This window comes from Streptomyces sp. NPDC005408 (genome assembly GCF_040606445.1).
Taxonomy (GTDB): Bacteria; Actinomycetota; Actinomycetes; order Streptomycetales; family Streptomycetaceae; genus Streptomyces.
Window position 1 is genome coordinate 50,913 of sequence record NZ_JBEXEX010000009.1, and the last position, 11,092, is coordinate 62,004.

General features: G+C 69.3%; 8 protein-coding genes. All 8 read left to right on the plus strand.

The annotated features are described in order from the left end of the window. Positions 1 to 13: 13 nt before the first annotated feature. The 8 genes from ABZS64_RS11800 to ABZS64_RS11835 all read left to right on the plus strand — a co-directional run bounded on the left by ABZS64_RS11800 (position 14) and on the right by ABZS64_RS11835 (position 10,909). Positions 14 to 1,498, plus strand: coding sequence for an APC family permease (locus ABZS64_RS11800; RefSeq protein ID WP_355826748.1), 1,485 nt, complete (start codon positions 14 to 16; stop codon positions 1,496 to 1,498). Then, complete coding sequence (locus tag ABZS64_RS11805) at positions 1,495 to 2,511, plus strand: acetamidase/formamidase family protein (RefSeq protein WP_355826751.1); 1,017 nt, start codon at positions 1,495 to 1,497, stop codon at positions 2,509 to 2,511. Before ABZS64_RS11800 ends, ABZS64_RS11805 begins: the two co-directional genes overlap by 4 nt. Before the next feature lie 22 nt (positions 2,512 to 2,533). Next, a complete protein-coding gene (locus ABZS64_RS11810) occupies positions 2,534 to 3,115 on the plus strand; it encodes a peptidoglycan recognition family protein (protein WP_355826754.1) in 582 nt (193 codons plus the stop codon). A gap of 57 nt (positions 3,116 to 3,172) precedes the next feature. Beyond that, complete coding sequence (locus ABZS64_RS11815) at positions 3,173 to 4,426, plus strand: GAF domain-containing protein (protein WP_355826756.1); 1,254 nt, start codon at positions 3,173 to 3,175, stop codon at positions 4,424 to 4,426. 194 nt (positions 4,427 to 4,620) lie between these two features. Continuing rightward, positions 4,621 to 6,090, plus strand: coding sequence for an aldehyde dehydrogenase family protein (locus ABZS64_RS11820; RefSeq protein ID WP_355826758.1), 1,470 nt, complete (start codon positions 4,621 to 4,623; stop codon positions 6,088 to 6,090). Further along, positions 6,087 to 7,676 carry an APC family permease gene (locus tag ABZS64_RS11825; protein ID WP_355826761.1) on the plus strand — a complete coding sequence of 530 codons (1,590 nt, stop codon included), beginning with the start codon at positions 6,087 to 6,089 and terminating at the stop codon, positions 7,674 to 7,676. Before ABZS64_RS11820 ends, ABZS64_RS11825 begins: the two co-directional genes overlap by 4 nt. Positions 7,677 to 7,721: 45 nt before the next feature. Continuing rightward, a complete protein-coding gene (locus ABZS64_RS11830) occupies positions 7,722 to 9,284 on the plus strand; it encodes a GMC family oxidoreductase N-terminal domain-containing protein (RefSeq protein WP_355826764.1) in 1,563 nt (520 codons plus the stop codon). Between the two features lie 101 nt (positions 9,285 to 9,385). Next, a complete protein-coding gene (locus tag ABZS64_RS11835; RefSeq protein WP_355826767.1) occupies positions 9,386 to 10,909 on the plus strand; it encodes an aldehyde dehydrogenase family protein in 1,524 nt (507 codons plus the stop codon). Positions 10,910 to 11,092: the final 183 nt, after the last annotated feature.

The following is an 11,092-nucleotide window of genomic DNA, read 5'->3' on the forward strand; positions in this document are numbered from 1 at the left end:
GAGGAGTCGTCGAGTGTCGGGGGATCCACACACCGGACTGCTGCGCGATGCCGTAGGGCTGCGCGAGGTTCTCTTCCAGAGCATCACGGCGATGGCGCCCGCCGCTGCCGTCGCCGCTTCCATCCCGGCGGGCGCCGCATTCGCGGGCGGCAGTCTGCCGCTGTCGGTGCTGGTGGCGCTGATCGCCTGTCTGTTCACCGCGTCGTGCGTCGCCGAGCTGGCCCGGCAGCTGCCTTCCGCCGGTTCGGTCGCCACGTACTCCGCGCAGGGGCTGCATCCCTGGATCGGCTTTCTCGTCGGCTGGGGCTATGTCTTCGTCGAGGCGCTCGTCCCCGCGCTTCTGCTGCTCCAGCTCGGCTTCACGACTGCCGGCACCCTGCACCAGGAGTGGTCGTCCTATCCGGTCGATCTGTGGTGGCCGTGGTCGCTGGCGGGCGCGGTCGTCATCGCGGCGGCCGGTTTCTTCGGTGTACGGGCATCCGCCCGCTTCGGCACGGTCCTCGGTGTCTTCGAGGTGCTGGTGTTCCTGGTCTTCGCGGTGATGCTGATCTCGCAGGCGGGCGACGCCAACACCCTTTCGGTGTTCGGCACGTCGCACACCGCCGAGGGGTACGAGGGATTCAGCGGGATCTTCGCGGGCTCCGTCTACACCGTGCTGGCCTTCGCCGGGTTCGAGGCCGCGGCGCCACTGGCCGAGGAGGCCAGGGATCCGCGGCGCACCCTTCGGCGGGCGGTCCTCGGCGCGGCACTGAGTATCGGGCTGGTCTACGTCCTGACCACATACGCCATGTCGGTGTACTTCGGACCCGGCGAATTCGCCTCGTTCGCCGCGTCGGGTCCCGCGTCGTGGGAGGGCGTGGCCCGCGCCTCGTTCGGCCTGTTCTGGGTGCTCGTCTTCCTCGCCGTCGTCAATTCGACCCTCGCCAATGCCAACGCCTGTGCGAATGTGTCGACCCGGACCGCCTTCGCGCTGGGGCGGATCGGCGTCTTCCCGCGCGCCTTCTCACGCGTGCACCCGCGCCACCGCTCCCCCGTCGCGGGCGTCGCGGTCCAGTTCGTGGTCGCGGTCGCCGCGATGCTCGGGCTCGGTTTCGCCTATGACCCGGTGACCGCGTTCGTGCTGCTGGCCACGGTCATCGTCACGGTGGTCATCGGCGTGTACATCGTCGCCAATCTGGCCTGCGCGGGGTACTTCCTGCGCCGTCGGCGGGACGCCTTCAACCTCGTGCTGCATCTGCTCTTCCCGCTGCTCGGCATCGCCGCGTTCGTACCGGCGCTGCTGACGGCCGCCGGCATACCCGCCTTCGACTTCGTGACCGAGCTGAGCGCGCCCGTCTCGTACGCCGGACCGGTCGTCGGCGTCTGGATGCTCATCGGGCTCGCCGTGCCGGCGGTGCTGGCGCGCAGACATCCGGACCGGCTGGCACAGACGGGCCGGATCCATCTCGAGGAACCCGGCCAGGCTCAGGACAACGAAAGGGGAGCAGTGCCCCGATGAGCGACCCGCGGATCGTGACCGTACGCCCGAAGCAGGACGAGTACGCCTGGACGTTCGGCGGTGCGGCGCCCGTCGCGCGGATCGCGCCGGGCACCGTCCTCGATCTGTACACCGAGGACTGCTTCGCGGGCCGGGTGCGGTCCGAGAAGGACCTGGTGTCGGAGGTCTGCGAGTTCCCGTTCCTCAATCCGCAGACCGGGCCCTTCCATGTCGAGGGCGCCGAGCCGGGCGACACCGTGGCCGTGCACTTCGTCTCCGTGGAACCTGCCCGGGACTGGGCGGCTTCCACGACCGTGCCGCTGTTCGGCGCGCTGACCTCCACCCATACCACGGCGACCCTTCAGGAGCCGCTGCCCGAGGTCGTGTGGATGTGGCAGCTGGACCGGCGGCGCCGTACCGCGCTGTTCAGCGCGCGCGACAGCGACATCGAGATCGAGCTGCCCATGGATCCGATGCACGGAACGGTCGGGGTCGCTCCCGCCAATCTGGAGGTACGGTCCGCGCTCGTCCCCGACGCCCACGGCGGAAACATGGACACGCCCGAGATGCGTGCCGGGGTCACCTGCTATCTCGGCGTCAACGTGGAGGGCGCGCTGCTGAGTCTGGGTGACGGTCATGCACGCCAGGGCGAGGGCGAGACCTGCGGGGTCGCGGTCGAGTGCGCCATGAACACCGTCGTCGTGGTGGAGCTGCTGAAGGGGGTGGCGACGCCCTGGCCGCGTATCGAGTCCGACACCCACATCATGTCGACCGGGTCGGCGCGCCCGCTCGAAGATGCCTTCCGGATCTCACAATTGGACCTGGTGCAGTGGCTGGCCCGTGACTACGGGCTGTCGCAGCTGGACGCGTACCAGCTTCTCACCCAGGCGGGCGAGGCCCCGCTGGCCAATGTCTGCGACACCAACTACACCTGCGTCGCCAAGATCCGCAAGGAATGGCTTCCGGCAGGGGATCCTCATGGCGGCCTCCACCGTCATCTGCGGGAGGTCGCAGCCGTACTGCCCCGCCCCTGACCCCCCACCAGGAGAGGCCCCCATGGACCGACGACGACTGCTCCGGGGTGCCGCCGCCGCGGCCTCCGCCGGTGTGCTCCTGCCGGCCGCCCGCGCGCAGGCCGCCGCCCTCGCGGACCCGGACTATCCGAACGCCCAATGGACACCGGCCACCACAGCCAACTACACGGCGTCCAGCCGCCCTTCGGAATATCCGATCGACTATGTGGTCATCCATGTCACGCAGGAGACCTTCACGGACACGATCGGGATCTTCCAGAACCCGGCCAAGCAGGTCTCCGCCCACTATGTGGTGCGCTCGGCGGACGGCTATGTCACCCAGTGCGTACGGGAGCGCAACGTCGCCTGGCACGCGGGCAATTGGGACTACAACACGCGCAGCGTCGGCATCGAGCACGAGGGCTGGGTGGACCGTCCCGAGTACTTCACGCATGCGCTCTACGAGCAGTCGGCGGCGCTCACCGCATCGGTCTGCGACCGGTACGGCATCCCCAAGGACCGGGCGCACATCATCGGCCACAGCGAGGTGCCCGACGCCACCCACTCCGACCCGGGCCCTCTGTGGGACTGGTCGCGCTACATCCGCCTCGTCAACTTCGCCTGACGCGGGCACGCTTGTCGGCTCACGGTGCCTGGGCCACGATGGGCGAAGGAGGCCGAGTTGAGCGACGCATGGGTGGCCCTTGAGTCCGGCGCGGATCCGGCTGAGCGGATCGGGGTGCTGCGCCGGGCGTACGACGCGTATGTGACGGCGGGGCGGGTCGAGCGCCTGGTGCGTTCCGTGGTGGCCGAGTCCTGGCGTCGTTCGGCGCGCGCCCACGTCAGCCCGGACGGAACGGCGGGCGTCGAGATGGACGCCGACGCGCTGACCGCGTACCGCGAAAGCCATCCGCTGGCACGGGTGATGCCGCTGGTCAGGGAACTGATGGGCGCCTACGCCCAGGACGGCGAGCATCTGGTCGCCGTGTGCGACGCACATGGGCGGCTGCTGTGGGTCGAGGGGCCGTCCGCCACCCGCAGCAAGGCGGGCAGGATGAATTTCGTGCCGGGTGCCCGCTGGGCCGAGGCGGTCGCCGGGACGAACGCCCCGGGCACGGCGATCACCGTCGACCGGCCTGTGCAGGTCTTCGCCGCCGAGCACTTCCGGCGGCCCGTTCAGGCCTGGACGTGCGCGGCCGCTCCGATCCACGATCCGGCCACCGGCCGATTGCTCGGCGCCGTGGACATCACCGGCGGGGACCGGCTGGCGCATCCGCACAGCCTCGCCTTCGTCGGCGCGGTGGCGCGGGCCGCCGAGTCGCAGCTCGCGCTGCTCGCTCCGCCGCCGACCGCCGAAAGTGTCCGGCTGTCGGCCCTGGGCCGGGACGAGGCGCTGCTCGTCGCCGGCGGGCGCAAGCTCCGCCTGAGCCGCCGGCACAGCGAGATCCTTGTGCTGCTGGCCCACCGGCCCGAGGGCATCGGCGGCGACGAGCTGCTGGTGGAACTGTACGAGGACGAGTCGGTCACCCCGGTCACGCTGCGGGCCGAGCTGTCCCGGCTGCGCGGTCTGCTCGGACCCGAGCTGCTGCGTTCCCGCCCCTACCGGCTCGCTGTCCGCGTCGACGCGGACTTCGGCACGGTGACGCGGCGCCTCGCGTCGGGGGCGGTGACCGGAGCGCTGAGCGCGTACGCCGGTCCGCTGCTGCCCGCCTCGCAGGCGCCCGCGGTGGCACGGCTGCGCCGGCGTCTGGAGGACCAGCTGCGGGCGGCGGTCGTCGGGCGCGGCGATCCGGGGCTGCTCGCCGACTGGGCGTACAGCCCCTGGGGCGAGGACGATCTCGTGGTGTGGCGGGCACTCGCCGACGCTCTCCCCGTACCGCAGCGCCCCTCCGCGCTTGCCCGCGTGCGCGAACTGGACGCCTGGCAGGGGGCCTGACGTCAGAGGTCGGGCCGGCACCGGGACGCCATTCGAACACCTGGACAGCGGCCTTTCCCGTCCTTGCCCACCGGATGACGGCTCCCACGCTGCGAACACGGGCCGTTCTCCTTACTGTCATTGGGTGGAGCACCACAGGCATGACCCGGCCGGGCCCGTGCCGGGTGCCCCCATCCGAATCCGGAGGAGCCCCCATGCCGGAGCTGTTCATCGGCGGCAAGTGGACCGCCGCGGTCGACGGGGACGTACGCGAGATCCGCTGCCCGGCGGACGGCACCTTTGTCGCGACAGTGGACGAGGCCGGGCCGAAGGACGCCGCGGCGGCGATCGCCGCTGCCCGTGACGCCTTCGACCGCGGACCGTGGCCCGCCACCCCGGCCGCCGAACGCGGCCGGCTCCTGCTGCGCGTCGCCGACCTGCTGGAACGCGACAAGGACGCACTCGCCCGCGCCGAATCCCTGGACACCGGGAAGCGGCTGGTGGAGAGCGAGTACGACATGGACGACATCGCCAACTGCTTCCGCTACTTCGGCAACCTCACGGCCTCCGGCGGCAGCGACCGGATCGTCGACACGGGCAATCCCGACGCGGACAGCAGAGTGGTGCACGAGCCGGTCGGCGTGTGCGCACTGATCACTCCATGGAACTATCCGCTGCTGCAGACAGCCTGGAAGGTCGCCCCGGCGCTCGCCGCGGGCAACACCTTCGTACTCAAGCCCAGCGAGCTGACTCCGCACACCGCCATCATCCTGATGCGCCTGCTCGCCGAGGCGGGGCTGCCGGACGGGGTGGCCAATCTGGTGCTGGGCGCGGGTCCCACCGCGGGCGCGCCGCTGAGCGAGGATCCGCGGGTCGATCTGGTGTCGTTCACCGGCGGTCTGGTGACCGGGCGGCGCATCATGGCGGCCGCCGCGCCCACCGTGAAGAAGGTCGCACTGGAGCTGGGCGGGAAGAACCCCAACATCGTCTTCGCGGACGCCGACTTCGACGCGGCCGTCGACTACGCGCTGATGGCGGTTTTCCTGCACTCCGGCCAGGTCTGCTCGGCCGGTGCGCGGCTGCTCCTCCAGGACGAGCTGCACGACAGGTTTGTCGACGCCGTCGTGGAGCAGGCGAAGGAGATCAGGCTCGGCGGCCCGTTCGACGAGAACGCCCGCACCGGACCGCTGATCTCGGCAGCTCACCGCGACAAGGTCGAGGCGTATGTCGCGGCCGGGCTCGCCGAGGGGGCGGTGCTGCGCTGCGGCGGCGCACGGCCCGACGACCCGGCGCTGCGCGACGGCTTCTACTACCCACCGACCGTGCTCGACGAGTGCACGCCGGGCATGTCGGTGGTGCGGGACGAGTCGTTTGGTCCGGTGCTCACCGTCGAGACGTTCCGCGACGAGGAGGAGGCGGTCGCGCTCGCCAACGACACGGTCTACGGGCTGGCCGGCGCCGTCTGGTCGCAGGATGTCGGCCGGGCGCACCGCGTGGCGTCCCGGATCCGCGCCGGAACCGTATGGATCAACGACTTCCATCCCTACGTCCCGCAGGCCGAGTGGGGCGGTATGAAGCAATCCGGATTCGGCCGTGAACTGGGCCCCGCGGGACTCGCGGAGTACCAGGAAGCCAAGCACGTCTGGCGCAATCTCGCACCGAGCCCCCAGAGGTGGTTCGCATGAGCGACGGCACCGGCAGCGGTCCCGACCAGTCAAGTCCGCACGATGTACGTCTTGCCCAGGGCAAGCACGACGACGACGCGCTCGGTGAGCTCGGCTACAAGCCCGAACTCAGGCGCACCCTAGGCAACTTCCACACCTTCGCCGCCGGGATCAGCTACATCTCGATCCTGACCGGCACTTTCCAGCTCTTCTACTTCGGTGTCGCGTTCGGCGGCCCCGCCTACTGGTGGTCCTGGCCGATGGTCTTCGTCGGCCAGTTGATGGTGGCGCTGTGCTTCTGCGAGCTCGCCGCCCGCTATCCGGTGGCGGGGTCCGTCTACAACTGGTCCAAGACCATGGGCGGCCCGCACGTCGGCTGGCTCGGCGGCTGGATGATGATGACGGCCACCATGGTGACGCTCTCGGCCGTGGCTCTCGCCTACCAGATCACGCTGCCGCAGATCGACGAGTGGTTCCAGTTCGTCGGCGACGGCTCCGGGAAGACCGACGCGGCCGCCAACGCCGTCCTGCTCGGCACGGTGCTCATCCTGTTCTCCACCGTCGTGAACGCCTTCGGCGTCAAGCTCATGGCCACCATCAACTCCGCCGGCGTGTTCATCGAGCTGATCGCCGCGGTGGCCCTGGTCATCTTCCTCGCGGCGCACATCACCCGCGGCCCCAGCACCGTCCTGACCGACACCTACGGGCTCGGGAGCGGCGAGAGCCTCGGCTACTTCGGTGCGTTCCTCACCGCGTCACTGGCATCGGCGTATGTGATGTACGGCTTCGACACGGCGTCGTCGCTCGGCGAGGAGTCGCACGATCCGAGCCGCAACGCGCCGCGCGCCATCCTGCGGGCCCTGATCGCGTCCTTCATCATCGGCGGGCTGATTCTGCTCTTCGCGCTGATGGCCGTGCCGAACCTCGCCGCGAAGGAGCTGGGTACGGAAGGACTGCAGTACGTGGTCCTCAAGACCCTTGGCTCGACCGTCGGCGAGATCTTCCTATGGTGCGTCGTCATCGCAATCACCGTCTGCGTGCTCGCCGTGCAAGCCGCCGGCATCCGGCTGATGTTCGCGATGGCACGCGACAACAACCTGCCTGCGGGCTCTCTTCTCGCGCGGGTCAGCCCGCGCTTCAAGACGCCTGTCGTGCCCGCCGTGGTGATCGGCGTGGTGGGCGTGATCATCCTGGTCATCAACATCAACCAGCCGCAGATCTTCTCGGTGATCACCAGCATCGCGATCATCATGATCTATATCGCCTATCTGCTGGTCACTCTCCCCATGCTCCTGCGGCGGCTGCGCGGCAAGTGGCAGCCGGCCGAGGGGAAGTTCTCGCTCGGCAAGTTCGGACTGCCCATCAACATCCTCGCCGTGGTGTGGGGCGTGGCCATGTCCATCAACCTCGCCTGGCCGCGTGCCGAGGTCTACAACGCGACCGGTGCCCAGCACTGGTATCTGCGCTGGGGCGCGTTCCTGTTCATCGGCGTGGTCGCAGGTGGCGGCTTTGCCTACTACTGGTTCGTGCAGCGGCACCGTACGGGCGTACTCGCCGAGCACCGCGCCGTCGTCGCCGACGAGCCGCCGACCACCGCAACCCCCTGACCCCCCGATGTCCCTCCCTATGGACCTCCCGATCCTGGAGATGTGATGTCCGCACAAAGCCCCGTCGACGAGTTCGACTATGTGGTGGTCGGCGGCGGCACGGCCGGCGCCGTCATCGCCGCGCGACTGACCGAGGACCCGGATGTCAGCGTCTGCGTGCTGGAGGCCGGACCTTCCGACGTCGGCGACGACAGCATCCTCAGGCTCGACCGGTGGATGGCCCTGCTGGAGTCGGGCTACGACTGGGACTACCCGGTGGAGCCGCAGGAGAACGGCAACAGCTTTATGCGGCACGCCCGCGCCAAGGTGCTCGGCGGCTGCTCCTCGCACAACTCCTGCATCGCCTTCTGGGCCCCGGCCGAGGACCTGGACGAGTGGGGCGCGATGGGGTGTACGGGGTGGAGCGCGAAGGACTGCTTCCCGCTCTACCAGCGTCTGGAGACCAATGACGCGCCCGGCGAGCACCACGGCCGTTCGGGACCGGTCACCCTCCGCACCGTACCGCCGAACGACCCGTGCGGGACCGCGCTGCTCGAGGCCTGCGCGGCGGCGGGCATCCCGACCACTCCGTTCAATACCGGCAACACGGTGGTACGCGGCGCGAACTGGTTCCAGATCAACTGCCGCCCCGACGGGACCCGTTCGTCCGCTTCGGTGTCCTATCTGCACCCCGTCATGGGCAAGCGGCCCAACCTCGACGTACGCACGGAGCTGCAGGCCAAGCGGCTGCTCTTCGGTGACGGAGGACGCTGCACCGGCGTCGAGTACCTGGAGCCCGACACCATCCACAGCGGATCGGTCACGGCCCGCCGCGAGGTGATCGTCTCCTGCGGGGCCATCGACACGCCCAAGCTGCTGATGCTGTCGGGCATCGGACCCGCCGAGCATCTGCGCGACTGCGGCGTGGACGTACGGGTCGACTCCCCCGGTGTCGGCTCCCATCTCCAGGACCACCCCGAGGGCGTGATCATGTGGGAGGCGAAGCAGCCCATGGTCACCTCGTCCACGCAGTGGTGGGAGATCGGCATCTTCGCCGACACCGAGCCCGGTCTGGACCGGCCGGACCTGATGTTCCACTACGGCTCGGTGCCGTTCGACCTGAACACCTACCGGCGCGGCTATCCGACCTCGGACAACGCCTTCTGCCTCACCCCGAACGTCACCCGGGCCCGGTCCATGGGCACGGTCCGGCTGCGCACCCGCGACTTCCGGGACAAGCCGAAGGTCGACCCGCGCTACTTCACGCACGAGCACGACATCCGCGTGATGACCTACGGTCTGCGGCTCGCCCGCGAGATCGCAGCCCAGGCCCCGCTGGCCGGGTGGGCCGGCACGGAGCTCGCACCGGGCCCGTCGAGCCAGTCCGACGAGGAGCTGTTCTCGTACATCCGCGAGACACACAACACCGTCTACCACCCGGCAGGCACCGTGCGGATGGGCGCGACGGACGACGCGGACTCGCCCTTGGATCCGCAGCTGCGGGTCAAGGGAGTCACCGGTCTGCGGGTGGCCGACGCGTCGGTCATGCCGTTCCTGCCCGCGGTCAACCCGTGCATCACGACCATGATGATCGGCGAGAAGTGCAGTGATCTGATCAAAACGAGCTGAGCGACGAATCGTCGTGCAACGTCGTCGCAACCTCCCGGTCCCTAGCCTCGCGGCGAGCGCCGTCCAAAGGCGGGCGGCACCCTCACCGGGAGGCCTTGGAGATGACCCGATACGCAGCGCCGGGCAGCGACGGCGCGATCGTCTCGTACCAGTCCCGCTACGACCACTGGATCGGCGGCGAGTACGTCCCGCCCGCCCGCGGCCAGTACTTCGAGAACCCGAGCCCGGTCAACGGCCGCCCCTTCACCGAGATCGCGCGCGGCACCGCCGAGGACGTCGAACGCGCCCTGGACGCGGCTCACGCGGCCGCGCCCGCCTGGGCCCGCACGTCGGCGGGCGACCGCGCATCGCTCCTGCTGAAGATCGCCGACCGCATGGAGTCACATCTCGAGGAACTGGCCGTCGCTGAAAGCTGGGAGAACGGCAAGCCGGTCCGCGAGACCCTGGCAGCCGACATCCCGCTCGCCATCGACCACTTCCGATATTTCGCTGGTGCGCTGCGCGCCCAGGAAGGCTCACTGAGCGAGGTCGACGACGACACGATCGCGTACCACTTCCATGAGCCGCTCGGCGTGGTCGGCCAGATCATCCCCTGGAACTTCCCGATCCTGATGGCCACATGGAAGCTGGCACCCGCACTGGCGGCGGGCAACGCGGTGGTCCTCAAGCCCGCCGAACAGACCCCGGCCTCGATCCACTTCTGGCTGAGCCTGGTCGCGGATCTGCTCCCGCCGGGCGTGGTCAACATCGTGAACGGCTTCGGCGTCGAGGCCGGCAAGCCGCTCGCCTCCAGCCCCCGCGTCGCGAAGATCGCGTTCACCGGCGAGACCACGACGGGGCGGCTGATCATGCAGTACGCCTCTGAGAACATCAAGCCGGTCACCCTGGAGCTCGGCGGCAAGTCGCCGAACATCTTCTTCGACGACGTCTCGGCGGCCGACGACGAACTGCGCGACAAGGCCCTCGAGGGCTTCACGATGTTCGCCCTCAACCAGGGCGAGGTGTGCACCTGTCCGTCGCGCGCACTGATCCAGCGCGGCCACTACAGCGAATTCCTGGAGGCGGGCATCGCCCGCACCGAGAAGATCCTGCCGGGCCACCCCCTGGACACCGACACAATGATCGGCGCGCAGGCATCCAACGACCAGCTTCAGAAGATCCTTTCGTATCTGGACATCGGCCAGCAGGAGGGCGCGAAGATCCTGACGGGAGGTCAGCGAATCGAGTACGACGGCGAGTTGGCCGGTGGCTACTACGTCCAGCCCACGGTGTTCGAGGGCGACAACCGGATGCGCGTCTTCCAGGAGGAGATCTTCGGCCCGGTCGTCGCCGTCACGTCCTTCGCAGACTTCGACGACGCGATCAAAACGGCGAACGACACCCTGTACGGCCTCGGCGCGGGCGTCTGGACCCGGGACATCAACACCGCGTACCGAGCGGGCCGCGCCATCCAGGCGGGCCGGGTCTGGACGAACTGCTACCACGCGTATCCGGCGCACGCGGCGTTCGGCGGGTACAAGCAGTCGGGGATAGGCCGCGAGAACCACAAGATGATGCTGGAGCACTACCAGCAGACGAAGAACCTTCTGGTGAGCTACTCCCCCAAGAAACTTGGATACTTCTAGGGGAATGAATGAGGTGTCTGGCCAGGACTTTCCCTGCCAGACACCTCACGCTGCGTGCGAGCTGCCGCAGCGCTTTGCCAGCTAGGGCCTCTCCGGCGGATCTTGCCGGGTCCCGCGCCGCCCGGCACGCACCCTCGCCGCACGGAGCCACCGGACAGGTGGCTCCGCCACATGCCCTGAGCG

Excerpts from the sequence above, each read along its gene's own strand:
- ABZS64_RS11805 (WP_355826751.1), top strand. The coding sequence starts at position 1,495 with ATGAGCGACCCGCGGATCGTGACCGTACGCCCGAAGCAGGACGAGTAC.
- ABZS64_RS11810 (WP_355826754.1), top strand. The coding sequence starts at position 2,534 with ATGGACCGACGACGACTGCTCCGGGGTGCCGCCGCCGCGGCCTCCGCC.
- ABZS64_RS11820 (WP_355826758.1), top strand. The coding sequence starts at position 4,621 with ATGCCGGAGCTGTTCATCGGCGGCAAGTGGACCGCCGCGGTCGACGGG.
- ABZS64_RS11825 (WP_355826761.1), top strand. The coding sequence starts at position 6,087 with ATGAGCGACGGCACCGGCAGCGGTCCCGACCAGTCAAGTCCGCACGAT.
- ABZS64_RS11830 (WP_355826764.1), top strand. The coding sequence starts at position 7,722 with ATGTCCGCACAAAGCCCCGTCGACGAGTTCGACTATGTGGTGGTCGGC.
- ABZS64_RS11835 (WP_355826767.1), top strand. The coding sequence starts at position 9,386 with ATGACCCGATACGCAGCGCCGGGCAGCGACGGCGCGATCGTCTCGTAC.